Raw genomic sequence first — 17,279 nt, forward strand, 5'->3', positions numbered from 1 at the left:
CAACGTTCGCGCCTGATCAAGCAGCCAACGACAACGCCTGTACCTGGTGCCCGAATCCGTCAACGGCCGGCAGCGATCGCATGCGCGCCACCGGCAGCGACGAGAGATTGCCGTCGCGCGCATAGCGCCAGGCCAGATCGCCGCCAATGGCGGCGCTATCACTGCCGGCCAGATGCGCATCCAGCAATGCGCCTGACAGCGTCCACTGATTCACACTGGCATCGGCGGCACGAACGGTATCAAATTGCGTCACCAGCCGGTCGAAATCGAATTGCACAATCTTCTTGTTATGCAGTGCACTGGCCGAGGTTGCGTCGTAGTCCGCAGTATCGTCAATGATCATCTGCAAAATGCCGATGCGTTGATTGCCGGCCTGAGCGTACCAATCTTCCATCACTATCTGTTCATGGTTGCCGGTGGCGAAGATCAGATCATTGCCATTTTTCTTGAGCAGCAAATCGGCATAGACAATGCCGCCGCCCAGCGACAGGCAAGACTTTTCTTTCTGTACCCAGGCGATGCGCTGACGACTGACGCGATCACTGCCGTCACCGCGATTGAATGCGATGATGTCGGTTTCCCACAGTGACTGAATCACGTCATTACCGCGCCCGCCAACCATGAAATCCCGGCCCTGACCGCCGTTGAGCGTATCGTCGCCGCTGCCACCACACAGCACATCGTGGCCGTAGGATGCGTACAGCGTGTCGTTGCCAGCGTCGCCGAACAGCACATCGTTGCCGTAGTCTCCACGCAACTCATCATTGCCAGCACCGCCGAATAACACATCGCGGCCGTCGGCGCCGTACAGCTTGTCATTACCGGCGCCACCCAACAGCACATCGTTACCGTAGCAGCCGCGCAGTTCATCGTTGCCGGCGTCGCCAAACAACACATCATTACCGAACTTGCCGAGCAGCTTATCGTTGCCGGCACCGCCGAACAAGACAGCGTGGCCGCGATTTGCGGACAGTGTGTCGTTGCCGGCACCGCCAAACAGCACATCGTTACCAGCCGTTCCCGTCAAGACATCGGCACCATCACTGGCACCGCTGAAACCGGCGCTGTCGGTGTAACCGAAATACAGCGCACCAAAGCCGAGGTGCCATTGCGCATAGCCGCGGGCACTGTTCACTGGTTTGACACGCTGCCGCAGGGCGGCACTGTCCCACATCTCGCCATCAGCAAACTGCACCTGCAAATGATCAGCACCGTCGGTAATGCGCAGCGCAGCAAACCAGTCATTCTTGACCGACAACACCAGATCGTTGCCGGCCTGCGTCACGACCAACTCGTCACGACTGATCGCGGCATCGATCTTGACCGTATCCATGCCGCGCGGGTGTGCACCGGCATCGGCATTTGCCGGCGCGACGGTGCGGGCTCCCATGCCGCGATACATCACCAGCGTATCCGGCGCAGCCTCGCCGTCGGCGTAGGCGGACTCATGAGCTGCTTCATGAGCTGATTCATGAGCTGATTCCTGCGTGCCAGCGCCCATCGGGTCCCGCCAGCTGCGTTCACGTTCGCGCCATCCCCTGCCATAAGGCACATCGGTAGCCGTCGCCGCACGCGTAGCCGCCCGTGCTCTGATCGCTGCCACGTCCCAGTGTTCACCGCCAGCGAATTGGATACGCTCGATTTTGGTCGCACTGCTGCCAAACCAGTCGCCGATGCGCATGCCTTCATTGGTATCAGCAATCATCACCAGCAGGTCATTGCCATCTCTTGCCAGTTGCATGTCGGCGGCAGTCAGATCGGCGGCCACACGAATGCTGTCCCGATTGCCGGCACTGACATCAGCGTCATACACATAGTCTTGTCCCATGCCGCGATACAGCAGATAGGTATCATCACCGCGCTCGCCAATCAACACATCATTGCCGCTGCCACCGTCGAGCAGATCGTTACCGGCGCCGCCGACCAGCCGGTCATTGCCGCGCCCGCCGTAGATGCTGTCGTGACCGTCACCGCCATCCAGGCTGTCATCGCCGGCATCGCCCAGCAAACGGTTATCGCCACTGTTGCCGCGAATACGGTTAGGGCCGGCGTTGCCGCTGCCGTTGATAGCATCAGTGCCCGACAGCAACAGGCGTTCGAGATGATTGCCGAGCGTGAACGAGACCGATGACAGCACCGTATCGTATCCCTGCTCCGCCATTTCAATGACACTATCGGCACTGTGATCGACGACATAGGTATCATCGCCGCGCTTGCCGAGCAAGATATCCGCCCCGCCGCCGCCATCCAGTACATTGTTGCCGGCATTGCCGACGATCCGGTTGTCGAGCGCATTGCCGCTGCCGTTAATGTGGCCGCTGCCGGTCAGCATCAGCACTTCGACTTCATCGTGCAACACATGACTGACGCTGGCCTTGACCAGATCGTAACCGCCGCCGGCCTGTTCCCGCACCACGTCCCCCAGGTCATCGACGATATAGGTATCGTCACCGCTGCGACCGTCCATGAGGTCGCGACCCGGACCACCGTCGAGCAGATTGCCACCGGCATCGCCGGTCAAGGTATCGTCACGGTCGGTGCCGTTGACCTTCAGCAACGCCGGCGTCGGTGCCGGCAACGCCGCTGCGCCATGGAAAATGAAATGATCGGCAGTCAGCTCAGCTGCTGTAATACCGCGCAGACTGATGTATTGCGTGCTGCCAGCCATCGGCCCGAGCCAGACGCGCAGATAGTACTGGCCCTGCAGGTTGACGTTGCTGAAATGCAGGTCGGCAAGCGAACGGACGGTGGTGATCGCCGACACATCAATTTTTTCCTGCGGATTGGTGACTTCGAAGTCCTCGATCAGATTCTTCAGCACACCGCGACCGGCATCGCTACCAAGGTCTTGCCTGAGCACAAAACGGTCATTGCCGGCACCGCCGATCGCCCCCCTACCTATTTGCCCCCGGGTCCCCCCGAATGTAATATTCTCGCTCACTAAAGTAACGGCGGTCATGAAATGACCGGACAAACTTTCCTCACCGTCCAGATACAAAATATCGTCACCGCTGCCAGGCACGGTGATGGTCGAATTGAGCGATGCCGGCGCATGGTTTACATGATTCATGTAGTCTGCCATGCCGGAACCGGACAGACGGGACTGCGCCGCCAGCACATCACGCACCACCACGCCTTGCGGTACGCACAAGATAGCGTCGAGACTGACGTTGGCAGCCACGGTGTTGCTGAGCACAATCCGGTACGGCGCGCCCTCATCTAGGGTAACGATGGTATCGGCATCCTGCTGCAGAATCTGTACTTGCTGCAGAACGTTTTCCGAAAAACCGGACAGAACCAGCCGATCAACGTCTGCCGTGAAGTCAGTAATCGTGGTCATCGCGGCGGTCATGCCGGTATCGCTGTGGGCGGCATCGCACCGGTCTTTTTCAATCACAAAAAAATCACCGTCGCTGCCACCGCTGAGCGTGTTGCGACCGGCACCGCCGAACAGGATGTCGATGCCGCCGGCACCGGTCAGCACATCATCGCCGCGACCACCCACCAGTACATTGTTGCCGGCATTGCCGGTCAGCGTATCGTCACACTCGCCGCCGATCAGGTTGTCGATGCCGTCCGGATTGCGGATCGTCAGCGCTGCCCCGGCTACGGTGGCACTGCCGCTGCCCAAATCTATCCGGCTGGCGCTGCTGAGCGCGGCAACATTGAGGGTATCCTTGCCGCCGTTGTCATCGGCCAGCACATTCCTGCCATCCACCGCCGCCAATTGGGCATATTCATCGGTATACACATAGTGGTCATCGGACGTGGCCTGGCTACCGAAGACATTCATGCTCCAGTCGTGCAGCACACCAACATCGCCGGTGACGGCGTCAATCACTTGCAAGGTCCAGTTGCCGTTGGCACGTTCACCGCGCAGCAAGGCGCTGTCGACAATGAAATCGAGGGTGTTGCTGTCGTTGAAATCGTGGTCGCCACGATCGGTGGCTAAACTGTTGAGCGCCTTGCCGGGCCGGTCTATCAAGATCGACTCGGTACCACCGGGCGAGATCAGCTTGACGATCAAGTCGCCGGCGCGGGCATGCGTCAGATGCAACCGCACTTCCACGTGTTCAATGGTGATCGCGGCAGCAGCATCCAAATTCATGTGCAAGGTATGTCGCACGCCCCCGGTATTGCCATCATGGATGGCCAGATCGAGCGTGCCGGAAGCCACGGCATTGGCCGCGCTATGCTCGTTGCGGCTGGTCTGCTGCGTCACCCAGTTTTCCGCCAGCCTTACCGCAGCACGCGCATCGACTTCGCCATAGCCATAGTCATGGCTGACATGCATACCGCCGCCATTCCAGTGGCGGCTGGCATTGATTTGCCAATTGCTGTCAGGATCATCCACGCTCCTGGCCGACAATGCAAGAATCTGTTGTACGTCGCGATAACCGAGTGCGGGATTGGCTTCCAGCATCAGCGCCACGATGCCGCTGACAATCGGCGTGGCGAAACTGGTGCCCTGTGCCACCTTGTGGTCGGCACCAAAAGTCGACCCATTATCGCCGCGCACCAGCCGCGACGTGGAATTGACATTGGAACCGGGTGCGCTCACAAGAATACTGGCTCCCGGATTGGAAAACGGCCGCCCGCCAAACTGCAAGGCACCGAGATCAGTATTGCCGTTGATCGCACCAACCACGATACTGGCGCGCGTATTCGAGATATTCGAATAATTGGTATTGCCGCCTTGCTGCCGTCGATTGCCACCGGCAGCCACAATCACGGTACCCAGGCCGTTACGCCCCCGGGCCAGAGCCGCCTGATACTCGCGCGCCATCAGGCCCAGTACGGTCGGTTTGAAACTGAGACTGAAGCTATCCTTCGAACCCCAACTATGATTAACCACATCGTAGTGGCGCATATGGGACAAGGCAGCCATGTCTTTCGCTTCAATCCAATAACCCGCAAGGCTGGCATCATATGCCACGCCAACACCGCCTTCGCCATTGCGCGCGGCCACCATCACTCCTGCTACCAGCGTCGCATGGTCGCTGAACTGACCATCGCTGCCTTCCCCGGCACGTTGGCCCGGTGTGGCATTGGCCAGCCAGGCCGCATCGATGTTCGGTTTCAGATCGGCATGACGGAAATCCAGCACTTCCTTGCTGCCAGAAAAATTGCCAGCCGGTTCAAACTGGGCAATCCGTACACCTTTGCCACTGTAATCACGCCAAACCGGCAACACATTGGCTGCCGCCAGATACCATTGCTCAGTCAGAAAGGGATCGTCCGGCAATTCCGGCGTTGCCAGATACACCGCCGCGCGCATCACCGCCGTCTCGCCGCTGGCGGTATCCAACACGGTGGCGGCCGAATTGCCCTTGCTGTCAGCCACCGTGTACTTGAAACCCATGAAACCGGCAGATGCCGCATCCGGTGTAAACAAGACATCGCCGGCGGCAGTGATCTGCGCGCTGCCGCCCGTCACGTCAAACACCGCACTGATGTGCAGCACATCTTCTTGCCAGTCGATATCATTGGCCAGCAACTGCTGCTTGCCGATCAGGTGCGGCTGATGACGATCAAACAACTGGCCGGACTGGTTCTTGCGCAATACATCGCCGACCGGCAACGGATGGTCGAGGCCGACGGCCGCAGTGCCCGGGATCTCGACCCGGCTGACATCGCTGAAATTGGCGCGCTCGATATTTTTCAGAAAATCGGTGCCGTCGCGCCCGGCGACCGTATCGCTGATCCAGATCCCCTCCTGCGTGCGGTTGATCCGATACTCCCCATAACTGCCCGACAAGGTCACCGCATCAACGCCGGCACCGCCATCGATCCAGTCATCCCCGCCACCGCCCTTGATCACGTCATTGCCGTCATCGCCGTGCAATGCATCGTCGTCACTGCCACCATCGATCAGATCATTGCCGCTGCCGCCCGCGATCAGATCGCGGCCACGGCCACCGCGCACCACGTCATTGCCAGCGCCGCCCTGGATCACATCGGCACCATCCTCGCCATTCAAGACATCGGCGGCGGCACCGCCAATCAGCGTATCATTGCCATCGCCGCCCTCCATGAACACACTGCTGCGACCACCGCCGATCAACACATCATCCCCGCGCCCGCCCTGAGCCGCCTCGACTTCCGCATTCCCCAGATGCAGCAAGACACCACGCGCGCCGACCACTTGCACCACATCATTGCCGGCACCGCCATGGATGTTATGTGGCAAGTCTTCGGCATCGATGATCAACACATCGTCACCGGCACCACCGTAAAACGTATCACTGCCCGGACCACCGGCCAGCCAGTTATTATTGTCATCGCCATGCAGGATATCGTCGCCATTGCCGCCAGCGGCATTGTGCACACCCTTGTCAGCCACATGGACCGTTTCTCCGCCATTGCCGGCGGCATAAGAACGCAAGCTGCCGGTGACGGCATCGCCTTGAGTAGTCACCTGTGTGCCACTGCCGTCGGCAACAAAGGTGCTGCCATGCGGATTGACCAAAAAATTCGCCGCAATCGCTTCCTTGCGCTGGCCGTTTTGCAGGAAGCTGCCGCGCGCCAGCACTTCATTGCCATCGCGTACCTCACCGCTTTGCATTTGATGCGCCAGATCGATACGCGTGATACCCAGTTCATCCAGACTCTTCAGTTCCGACAGTTCACCGGCATCCATCACGCCATCGCCATTGGCATCATCCCAGCTCTTGCCATCATGATTGGCATCAATCCACACCTTGACGTTATGCCAGTCGGCATCAAGCGCATCGAATACCTGATCGGCATGCGTATCGAGACTCTGGAGCGCATCAAAACCATGCGCAAACGGTTTGCTGCCGGCTTCGCCGTTCTGCCCGGCAACACCACCAAAATACTCCGACAAGGTTTCACTGATGTTATCGATCTTGCCATTGCCGTTGCGGTCCATGACGACGATCCCATCTTCCTTGCTGACCCAGCCGGTCTGTTCCAGACTGCCGCCATCATTATCGGCATCGAACAAGACCGGCGCCTCGGCATAACTGGTCAGCCGCACGCCATCGCCATTGAGATCAAGCACCAGCGGATCGGTCGGCAAGGTCACCCGGCCCCAGGCATTGGTGCTGTTCAGGATATAAGCGGTATACGCATTAGGCGCTTTAAAAAACTGCGGCGTGCCCACAGGATCGAGCACCGCATTGAGGCTGTTGGTATCAATCACATTACGCACCGTATTGCCATTACCGGGCCGGTAGTGATCGGCCAATGCCTGCGTAATAATCGCTTGCACAGTGTTGTCCTGCAGCCCGCCAACGTATTGATTATTGTTGAGCTTGTCGGCGTCATACCTGAGCTTCCAGCTGCCACCCGAGCCCACCAGCCCGTTGCGCACGTCATCAGCCTCGGCCTGACTGTCACTGGCGCCTTTGCGTTCGGCATTGCTGGTGTTGCACACCGCGAGCTCGAACGCGTCCTGTGTTGCCACCGCTGGCAATCCATGGATTTTCTGGTCAGTGCGAATGAAATTCGGATCGCTCAATTGCGGATTGGCTGCAATCAAGGCATCCAGATCCCAGCCGTTGGCTTGTGCAATCGTCCACAAGGTATCGCCTTGCTGCACGGTATAAATATTGTCACCGGTCAGCACATCGGGATCGGCAACGGGCCGGGCGCTGGAATGGAAGATGAGTTTTTCTTGATTGTCGGTGGGGTCAAGTACCAGTATTGAATTCGGTACTTGATTGGCTGGAGGCAGATTATCTATTACAGGCACAGTGCTGCTGCCTTCTGTGATTCTGAGGCCGATGCTGAATCGCTCTGTCATTTGATTGACTGACCATTGCCCAGGAGCGGTATTTTCCAACGTGTTATCCCAGATTTTTCCCGCATGATATGAAGAGATGGCTCCTGCAGCAATGCCAACGATGGGGGCACCAACACCGGCTATTACTGGACCTATTTTTCGCACATTTCCCAGCGTTTTTCTTATGCCGACAGTAGTGATAGCCGTCATTGCCAATCCAACACCAGTCGAAAAAATTTCTTTCACCACCGCACTGGGATTATCACTTTTGACGGCAACCGTTATCTTGTAAGCGTCATAACCATTTTTGGTGACCAGATTGACGCCGGCTACCTTCACCCACATGACCGGTATACCGAGACGAGCCGCTACATCATTCAGATTTCCGGCGGTCTTGAACGCATCGAGAAGCGCTTTTTTTGCAACAGAGGCGCCCGTATCTCCCGCCTTCCCAATGCCGCCGAACAGGATGGACACTGAAATCTCTTTAGCTGCATCCGCATCATTGTTCGTATCAGTGGTGTTTCCCATGATCAATACCTTTCTGTAGTGACAAACTTCTGTTGAATAACACCGCATATAACTTCAGCGGAGAAACAGTAATAAAGAATGGTGACAAGACGGAGGTAAACAGCAAGTAAGAAACTGTGCTGAATCTGGCAGAATGAAATTGAACATCTTTCGGATCAAAACCGGGAAAAGATGCCCAAAAAAGTCCATAGGAAATCATCACACCGAAAAATGTCATTGTCATATACAGCAATACCGATTTCACCAACGCATACGCGGACGACTCCTCTTTATCTGGAATCAGAAAAGTCGCGCGCGCATCACGACAATACGCAAACCAGACGGCAAACCAACAAGTCAAGATAATCGCCCCTACTCCGCAATACATGATCACCACCTGCGCCGGAAACGGGTCGTGATGAAAAACCGCAGCAACACGCGCAGCAGATTCCAAGGCTCCCATCGTTGACATCATCGACAGCATAAAATCTCGCCCCCATTGCGGCGTAGGCGCAAAATACGCCCAGAAGTACAGGACATAACCGAGTCCCCAAAATAGAAAGACTGCGAGATAAAGTGGCCGCAACGGATCTTTCTCGGACTCCGGAATAACAGCAGGGAAATTGAAATGCCGGGGATGATTTTTCATCAATCAAGAGATCCCAATGCCAGATAAAAAACAACAGGCGACACGCGCAGCGCTGACATATTCATCATTAATCGCACGCAAAGAAATTGGAAAACTACATCCATCGGATCTCCGCGCTACTGCCATTGAGAATCTTGCTCAGAAATCTGTGATGGCCTGGACAGCGTCGTGGAAGAGGTAATGCATGACAACCGGATCGCACGACGAAGATTGCATCGAAAGAAGCATCCTGCTACTCGATGAAAGAAATAAACATAGAAGATCTTGCGTTTTTTTCGGGTAATTTATCTTCGCGCAACGATTGCGAATGGCATGCACAGCATCGCCAACGCGGAAAAACTGACTCCCACGATCACGTCACTCATCCAGTCATCCCCGCCACCGCCCATGAACGCACCGCTGCCGCCGCCATATAACGTATCACTGCCCTGACCACCGGCCGGTGTCATCGCCATGCAGAATATCGTTACCACTGCCGCCGACCGTGTATGAACGCTGAGTGCCGGTGACAGCATCGCCTTCGGTGTTCACCCGCATGCCGCGGCCGTCCGCGACAAAGACGCTACCATGCAAATTGACCAGAAAATTCGCAACAATCGCCTCTTTCCCGGTGCCGGAATGCGCACAGGAAAATTGCAACGACGACGATTTTCCATCAATAAAAAATGTCCACCGTACCGCTGCGTTTCATGCTCAGGCATCCACCCCGCACACGTGCGCGGTTCTGTCCGTTTTCAGTTCGGATACCACGGTCGTCAATATCCCGTAGCCGGGATAGAGATTGAGCGCGTCACGTGTAAATTTTCCGAGCGCTTCATCGCCTGACAGTCCGGCGCGGTATCCTTGCACCAATTGGACTTCGATGTTTTTGCCGTGACGCGTCAAGACTGCCGCTACGACGAAAACGCGTTCAGCCGATACCGACGTCGCCACCGATGCCGCCGACGGACAACAAATAACGGTGCGCGCCATGACGGCAACCGGAGAAAACAGCATGGCGAGGATGACAACAGGGCAGGCAAGTCTGATCATGTTCAGGAGTCGGTGATAACCGCAACCAGCGCTGCGGCAGAGTTGATGGGCGCCGAGGTACGAGCGCGTGATCGCACGCGGAAGATCGTTACAAAGCCGACATCCTGCTATCAGGCACGAGAAATAAACATAGAAGATATTGCATTTTTTTCGGGTAATTTCTCCTTTTGCGATGATGGCGTATCGCTTGCTTCCTCACCACCAGCGAGGAAGCAAGCAGCTGCCGCGATCACGCTCGGCTACTGATGTCGCTGATCGCCATCAGTAATATGGCAGAGACCATTTCCCGTCCGCGGCGCCCACCTTGTTCACTGAGTCAAAGCCTGCCGCCTCTAACGCTCGCGCCCCGCTTCCTGCGCTGCCTTGCGCATCGGCGACAGCAGATAGGCCAGCACCGTGCGCGTGCCTTGATGAATTTCGGCGACGGCGTGCATGCCGGCGGCCAGCGGCAGGTGTTTGCGCTGCGGGTCGATCAGGACCTGGCGGTCGAGTTCGATCCGGGCTTTATAGGTGGCGCTGTTGTGTTCCGGGGCGGCCGTGTGGTCATTGCTGCGCGCGTTGCCGCGTGCCTGCGGGGAGCCGGTGTCGGCAGCATCGGCGCTGACGCGGGTGATGGTGCCGTCGAGCATGCCGTATTTCTGGAACGGATAGGCCGCCAGTTTGATCTTGGCCTTCTGGCCAACCTCCACGAAACCGATATCTTCATTGCGGATATGCACGTCGACGTACAGATGTTCGTCGCGCGGCACCAGCGTCATGATGACGGTGCCCGGTTGCACCACGGCGCCGATGGTCGTCGTCGCCAGATCTTTGATGACACCGTCCTGCGGCGCCGTCAGTTCCATCAGGCCGGTGCGATACTGGCTCTTGTCGAGGCTCGGCTGCAACTGCGCGATGCGGGCACCGATCTCGGCCAGCTCCCGTTCCAGATCGCTGCGATAACTGCTGTGCAATTGCGTGATGCGCAGCTTTTGCGCGGCGATGGTGGCATCGAGCGCGGCCAGCATCGAACGCTGCGCGTCCAGATCGCGGCTGCGTTCTATCGCTTCGCGCTGCTTGTCGGCCGCCGCCAGCGAGCTGAAAAAACCTTGCTGCTCCAGTTGCCGGTAGGCCTCGGCGGCACGCCGGTAGGTCGGCAGGGTCTGTTCCAGCTTGTCGCGGATCTGGGCTGCGCTGCGCTGTTCGTGTTCGGCCTTTTGCAGCAAGGCCTGCTCCTGTTCCAGACTGTCGCCGAATGCTTTGCGGTGGGCCTGGTCCTGACGCTGCACTTGCTCAAACAATTGCCGGTCATCGCCGCTGACGGCTTGCATCGGCCGCCCCGCCAGTGCCGCCCGAATGCGGCGTTGTTGCAGGCGCTGCTGATGCAGCTCGCTGGCGACGCCGGCCTGATCGGCGCTCGCTTCGGTTGCATCGAGTCGCGCCAGCACCTGCCCGGCCACCACATGATCGCCCTCGGTGACTTCCAGCGCGCGCACGATGCCGGCTTCGGAAGGCTGCACGATCTTGAGCAAGGTTTGCGGTACCAGTTTGCCATTGGCGGTGGCGATGATATCGAGCTTGCCGAATACGGCCCAGATGATCAGGATCGCGATCAGCAAGGCGATGCTCCACACCACGATACGGCACCCGGGTGCCGGCGCATTGTTGCGGATCAGACCCAGCGGATCATGCCAGCGACCGGCAGCCGGCAGGTGCCGCGGAGTGGAATCAGGTGAGTTTTCTGGCATCGGTTCTCTCTGGTGGATAGGGGGATTCGGACCGGGGATACAGCCCGGGAATTCAGGCCGGATTCAGACCGGTGCCGGGATCTCTTGCGCGCCCTGCGCGCTCAGCCGGATCACGACATCGGGTTGCAAGCCTGCGGGCAAGCAATGCGTGATGAACAGCATCGTCACCCGGCCCTTGAGGCTGTTGACCGTGCGCGCGAAACTGGCGGCGGTGTCGTCGTCAAGCGCGCTGGTGGCTTCGTCGAAAATCAGGATACCCGGTTGCTTGAGCAAGGCCCGCGCAATCGCCAGCCGCTGTTTCTGGCCGCCCGACATGCCGGCGCCGCGTTCGCCGATTTCAGTGCGATAACCTTGCGGCATGGCTTCGATGACGTCATGCACTTCCGCCATGCGGCAAGCGATGACAATCTGTTCAAACGTGGCGTGCGGGCTGGCCAGTTGCAGGTTGTCGTAAACCGAACCGGAAAACAGGATGGTTTCCTGCGGCACCACGCCGAAGTTGCTGCGCAATTCATTGGCGGCCAGATAGCGTATATCGACGCCGTTGATAACGATACGGCCGCTCACCGGCTGATAAAAACCTTGCAGCAATTTGGTCAGCGTACTCTTGCCGCAGCCGGAGGGCCCGGTAATCACGGTCATCTGCCCGGCGGCGATGGTCAGTGACAGTTCCCGATACAGCAGCGGCTGTTGCGGGTGATAGCGAAAGGCGACCTGTTCGATCCGGATCTCGCCCTTGCGCGCGGCATCGCGGGCCGGGATCACCGAATACGGTTCCGGCGGTGCATTCATCAGATCACCGAGCCGCGCCACCGACAGGCTGGCTTGCTGGAACTGCTGCCACAGGCCGACCAGCCGCAGCATCGGTTGCGACAGCCGGCTGGCAAACATTTGAAATGCCACCAGCATGCCGATGGTGAATTCCGGCGCCTGCATGACGATCCAGGCGCCGCAGCCGAGTATCAGCAAATTCATCAGTTGTTCCAGCAAACCGGCCACGGTATTGTAGGTATTGCTCAGTTGCCGGGTGGCGAAACCGGCTTGCAGATAGCTGGCCAGATAGCCGCTGTATTTACTGTCGAGTTGCGGCTCCAGCTGCAGTGATTTGACGGTCTCCATGCCGGCGATGTATTCGGTCAGGAAGGCCTGATTGCGGGCGCCCAGCAAAAACTCTTCCTGCAGGCGCTGCTGGAACATCGGCGCCACCACCAGACTGAGCACCACAATCAGCGCCAGAATCGCCAGCACCAGCAAGGTCAGCGTTACGCTGTAGTAAAACATGATGCCGACAAAAATCAGCAGAAACGGGCAATCGAGGATCAGGGTGACGGCGGCGCTGGCGATGAATTCGCGAATGGTTTCCACGCCCTCCAGCCGGGCCGCCACCACGCCGGTGGGACGATGCTGGAAGTACAGCGGCGGCAACTTGAACAGATGGGCGCAGACCGCCGCCCCGAGCACCGCATCCACCCGGTTGCCGGTGTGCAGCACCAGATACTGGCGCAACCACGACAGCAGCGATGAAAACAGGATCAGCACTATCATGCCGGTCACGATTACCAGCAAGGTGCTCTCAGTCCGGTGCACGACGACTTTATCGATGATCACCTGGGTAAACAATGGCGTCGCCAGCGCGATCAGCTGAATCACCAGCGAGGCCAGTATGATGTCGCGCCACAGCCGGTGATGCTTGCGCAATTCAGGAATGAACCAGTGAAAACCGAATGGTCGCGCAGCGCCGGCGGCGCTGTCGGGGTCAATCGCCGCCTCGAAGCCGGGCACGATATGCAGGGCATCGCCGGCATAGCGCCTTGCCAGTTCGCTGAGCGCCATCATGCGCGGCGCGGCGGCATCCGGTTCGGCGATCAGCACCCGCTCGCTGTCGGCTTGCAGAATGAAACCGGGACTCACCTCCAGAACGCCATCGGCTGCCACATGCTCAGCGCCGGCATCGCACTCTTGCTCCGTGTCCGCTGCGGCAGCGGCCTGCATGCGGACCGCTTCGCCGGCGTCATTGCCGGTACTGAGCCAGACCAGCAACGGAAAACGTCCGCGCACCAGCTCATGCGGCGGCACCACGCCGGCTTCGACGTCGAAGCCGCTGGCGCAGAGCGCCCGCGCCAGTGACGCCGTGGTATAGGGTGCGGCCTGCTGCTGCTGCGCCAGGTGCAGCGCGAACGGTTTGCGATGCAATGCGCAAATGCCTTGCCAGGCCCAGAAAAAGCCATGGCGACTCATGGTTTTGATCAACATCTGTTGCTTTCATTTTTTCAATCCCCGCAGCGCCGGCACAAGCACGCATACGCTTCGGGCGGAGCGCATGAAAACGCCGGGTGTGCTGCGGGATGACTGCACGGTGGCTTCGTCCATGCGCCGGAGGTCCGGCGCCGGCGTGGCGGAGTTGATGTGCAGCGGTTGGATGTCACAATGCGGTCGGCGTGCACACCAGCCGGTCATTGCCACACGAGTACGATTTGAGGCCGCTTGCTGCTGCCAGCGACAAGCAGAAAAGTTACGCTGTTGTCTCAAATGAATATGGGCAGATTTTCAGTGCCATTGGTGAAACTGGATATAGAAACTTATTGATTTTTTATTATTATTTTTCAATGCAAATGCTGGCATCACGCCTCTGCGACCGCCAGCGGGCGCTGGCAGTCGTGATCATTTGCTAAATCGCAGAGATCAGATCGATCCGGTCTGCGGCACTCTCATTGCGGTGGAAAAAGCGGCCACTTCCGACGCCGTCATGAAACCGCCGAACAAGCGTCCCTGTACTTCAATGCAATTGTCGGTGGTCAGTGGTGCCAACTGATGCGCTTCATCGACGCCGCGGGCCGCGATCATGATGCCGAAGCTGCCGCACAGCTTGGCGACCGCACGCCGCACCGCATCCGACTCGCTGGTCAGGCCGACATTGCGCACAATCGCGTGGGCAAACTTGACCTTGTCGAACGGTGCGCCGCGCAAACCGCCGAGCACCATCGAATAGGTAGAGCCGAAATTATCCATCGAGACCCGCACACCGAGCGCGCAGACATCATTGAGCGCGACCAGAATCTGCTGCGGGTCTTCCAGCAAGGCGCTCTCGTCCACCGCCAGCTCCAGACGGTCGGCGCGGATGCCGGCGTCGGCCAGCGCCCGCGCCACCCGTTGCGCGAATCCGTGACGCCGGATCCAGGCCGCACTGACTTTGACGGTGACCTTGGGACAATGCGGCCAACCGGCCAGATCGGCACAGGCACGATTGAGCATCCAGGCACACAAGTCGGCCGCAACGCCGATTTCTTCGGCCAGCGCCGAAAAATCTTCAAACGCCATTCGCCCCCGGCCCTCCTGCCCCGGACGATTCCAGTGCAGCGCTGCCTCGACGCCGCTGGCCCTGCGCGACTTGACGTCGATCAGCGCCTGATAATTCATCTCGAATTCATCGCGGGCAAAGGCGCGCCGCAACTGACGTTCGATTTTCTTGCGCGCCTGCATGCGCGCGTCCATCTCCTGATCGAAAAAGTAGTAACGTCCGCGCCCTTCCTGCTTGGCCCGGTACAACGCCATATCGGCGCATTTCAGCAAACGCTCGGGGTCGTCCTTGCCATCGATGACCGGCATCACGCCGATGCTGGCGCCGATCACGATCTGATGGCCGTGCAATTCATAGGGCATGCGCACCGCGTCGATGATGCGCGCCGCCATGCCGGCCACGGCTTCCAGCGAGACGGCATCGCAGCAAACCACGACGAATTCATCGCCGCCGAGGCGCGCCACCACGTCCACTTCACGCGCCTGCAACAGCAGCCGCTGCGTGACTGCCCGCAACAAGGCATCGCCGACCGGATGCCCGAGCGTATCGTTGACTTCCTTGAAGCGGTCCAGGTCGATATACAACACGGCCGCCAGTTCACCGCGGCCGGCGCGGCTGATGGCAAGTTCCAGCCGGGTGCCGAGGGCAGTACGATTGGGCAGGCCGGTCAAGGCATCATGCAAGGCCATGTAGGTAATGCGATCCTGCGCCTGACGCCGTTCATGCACGTCCTCCAGCACCCCGACCCATTCTTCATCCTGTTGCAAGCCCTGGGCCGCGGCCGCTGCCACCAGCGAACCGCGCGATCTGACCCAGCGCCAACTGCCATCGGCAGCCGCCACCCGGAATTCCAGATCAAGCTGACCGCTGCCGCTGCCCAGACATTCGCGCAAGGCGCGACGGTCATCCGGATGTACGCGTTTGAGCCAGCGCCAGCCAAGCGCCTGCCGTTCGGCGGCGCCGGTCAGCGCCGCCCAGCCGGTGGCCGCAGTCAGACACAAATCGGCGCGGGCGCGCCACAAGACCAGTGCTCCGGCATGCGCCAGCGTGCGGTAGCGCAATTCGCTGCGGGCCATCTGCTGCGCATTCTGGCGCTCCTGAACCGCACGCTTTTTGAGTGCCGCGTGGGCCGCCACGATACTGACCCGCATCGATTCAAATTCGCTGATCGGCAAACCTGCCGCCGAAGCCCGGGTCGGGGTCTCAGTGCCAGCCGCATCATCGCTGACCACATTGCGCGCATCATGCGCCAGCGACCGCACCGGTCGCAGGATCAGCCGCGTCACCCAGCGTGCCGTCAGCAGCGCCAGCAACAGCGCCAGACAGCCCCCAATGGCCAGTTGCCACAAGGGATGCTGCCAGCGCGCATTGAAGGCATCCAGCGGTTCTCCCACGACCAACACCCAGCCCGGCGTATCGGCCAGTTCTTCAAAGGCAAAGATGACCGATGGGCCCTCCGCCGTCTGCGCCTCGAACAGGTGCTTGTCCTTGCTCAAGGTCTTGAGTTTGTCCCAGTCCGGCACCGGTTTGCCGACAAAGCGCTGGCCGTCGCGCGAACGCGCCACAACGCGACCGCTGCCGTCCACCACCGCCACCAGCAGACTGGTCGCGGTGGGGCCGGCCTGCTCTGCCAGTCGCACCAGTTGCATCGGACTCAGAACCAGAGAAAAAAACTGCACCTGCCCGGCCGCGACCGGACGCGCCACTGCCAGCGCTACCTGTGCGGTGCGCTCGGGACCGGTGAAATACAGATTGGATAAGATCGGCCGTGTCTGCGGTGCGGCGCTGGCCATGACCTGGCGAATGAAGGCGAGCGGCGGCGCGTTGGCTGTCAATGTCTCGGGAATGACCTGTGGTCCGGCGGCGGTAAACATCAGCAAGCGGCCCATGTCGGGCGCGGCGCTGTCAAGCCAGTGCTGCAGATAGGCACCGTCTTTCTGGTCGGCGGCGGTGGCCGAGGCCAGTGTTCTGAGCAAGGTAGCGTTGCCGACCAGATCATTTTCGACCGAACGCGCCAGCACCCGGGCACTGTCCACCAGCCGGTCGGCGCTGGCCTGGCGGTAGGAGCCGGCCGCCTGCCAGACCGCAAAGGCAGCCAGTCCCAGGGTGGGCGCCAGCGTCACCACTACCAGCAAGACCAGAAAGGTGCGCAAACGCTGCGGTCCCGCGGCGGCCAGCGACCGGAGGCCGGGCCGGTGCCACCAGCCTGGATGCCCGGCAGAGCGGATCAAACGATTGCGCATGGAATTCCCCTTACATGCCTGTCCCGCATTATTTATGCTGACTCTTTGCCGCGCGCGGTGAGCTTGAGTGCGG

Annotated in this window: 8 protein-coding genes; 1 reads left to right on the forward strand and 7 read right to left on the reverse strand. The window is 59.5% G+C overall.

Annotation, left to right across the window (positions count from 1 at the left end; translation table 11 throughout):
- Window positions 1-16: 16 nt before the first annotated feature.
- A complete protein-coding gene (locus AKL27_RS21355) occupies window positions 17-7,717 on the reverse strand; it encodes a S8 family serine peptidase (protein ID WP_198156040.1) in 7,701 nt (2,566 codons plus the stop codon).
- A 127-nt stretch (window positions 7,718-7,844) separates the two neighbouring features.
- On the opposite strand from AKL27_RS21355, the gene AKL27_RS28185 reads away from it, so the two are divergent.
- Window positions 7,845-8,039, forward strand: a complete 195-nt coding sequence (locus AKL27_RS28185; protein ID WP_198156041.1) for a hypothetical protein — start codon at window positions 7,845-7,847, stop codon at window positions 8,037-8,039.
- Between the two features lie 222 nt (window positions 8,040-8,261).
- Here AKL27_RS28185 and AKL27_RS27910 read toward each other — a convergent pair whose 3' ends face one another.
- The 6 genes from AKL27_RS27910 to AKL27_RS21385 all read right to left on the reverse strand — a co-directional run bounded on the left by AKL27_RS27910 (window position 8,262) and on the right by AKL27_RS21385 (window position 17,206).
- Window positions 8,262-8,906, reverse strand: coding sequence for a hypothetical protein (locus AKL27_RS27910; protein ID WP_050464889.1), 645 nt, complete (start codon window positions 8,904-8,906; stop codon window positions 8,262-8,264).
- 284 nt (window positions 8,907-9,190) lie between these two features.
- On the reverse strand, window positions 9,191-9,361 hold the full coding sequence (locus AKL27_RS27915; protein WP_157057038.1) for a hypothetical protein: 171 nt from the start codon (window positions 9,359-9,361) through the stop codon (window positions 9,191-9,193).
- Between the two features lie 238 nt (window positions 9,362-9,599).
- Window positions 9,600-9,938, reverse strand: coding sequence for a hypothetical protein (locus AKL27_RS21370; RefSeq protein WP_157057039.1), 339 nt, complete (start codon window positions 9,936-9,938; stop codon window positions 9,600-9,602).
- A gap of 332 nt (window positions 9,939-10,270) precedes the next feature.
- Window positions 10,271-11,665, reverse strand: coding sequence for an HlyD family type I secretion periplasmic adaptor subunit (locus AKL27_RS21375; RefSeq protein WP_050464892.1), 1,395 nt, complete (start codon window positions 11,663-11,665; stop codon window positions 10,271-10,273).
- A gap of 63 nt (window positions 11,666-11,728) precedes the next feature.
- The gene (locus tag AKL27_RS21380; RefSeq protein ID WP_083439199.1) at window positions 11,729-13,918 is read right to left on the reverse strand and encodes a peptidase domain-containing ABC transporter; all 2,190 of its coding nucleotides are present in this window, start codon (window positions 13,916-13,918) and stop codon (window positions 11,729-11,731) included.
- A 429-nt stretch (window positions 13,919-14,347) separates the two neighbouring features.
- Complete coding sequence (locus tag AKL27_RS21385) at window positions 14,348-17,206, reverse strand: bifunctional diguanylate cyclase/phosphodiesterase (RefSeq protein WP_050464893.1); 2,859 nt, start codon at window positions 17,204-17,206, stop codon at window positions 14,348-14,350.
- Window positions 17,207-17,279 lie beyond the last annotated feature (73 nt).

The organism is Herbaspirillum autotrophicum, from assembly GCF_001189915.1.
GTDB classification, from domain to species: domain Bacteria; phylum Pseudomonadota; class Gammaproteobacteria; order Burkholderiales; family Burkholderiaceae_D; genus Herbaspirillum; species Herbaspirillum autotrophicum.

What these genes read in the sequence shown, in the direction of transcription:
- AKL27_RS28185 (WP_198156041.1), top strand. Translation starts at nt 7,845, where the DNA reads ATGGCTCCTGCAGCAATGCCAACGATGGGGGCACCAACACCGGCTATT.
- AKL27_RS27910 (WP_050464889.1), bottom strand. Translation starts at nt 8,906, where the DNA reads ATGAAAAATCATCCCCGGCATTTCAATTTCCCTGCTGTTATTCCGGAG.
- AKL27_RS27915 (WP_157057038.1), bottom strand. Translation starts at nt 9,361, where the DNA reads ATGGCGATGACACCGGCCGGTGGTCAGGGCAGTGATACGTTATATGGC.
- AKL27_RS21370 (WP_157057039.1), bottom strand. Translation starts at nt 9,938, where the DNA reads ATGATCAGACTTGCCTGCCCTGTTGTCATCCTCGCCATGCTGTTTTCT.
- AKL27_RS21375 (WP_050464892.1), bottom strand. Translation starts at nt 11,665, where the DNA reads ATGCCAGAAAACTCACCTGATTCCACTCCGCGGCACCTGCCGGCTGCC.
- AKL27_RS21380 (WP_083439199.1), bottom strand. Translation starts at nt 13,918, where the DNA reads ATGTTGATCAAAACCATGAGTCGCCATGGCTTTTTCTGGGCCTGGCAA.
- AKL27_RS21385 (WP_050464893.1), bottom strand. Translation starts at nt 17,206, where the DNA reads ATGCGCAATCGTTTGATCCGCTCTGCCGGGCATCCAGGCTGGTGGCAC.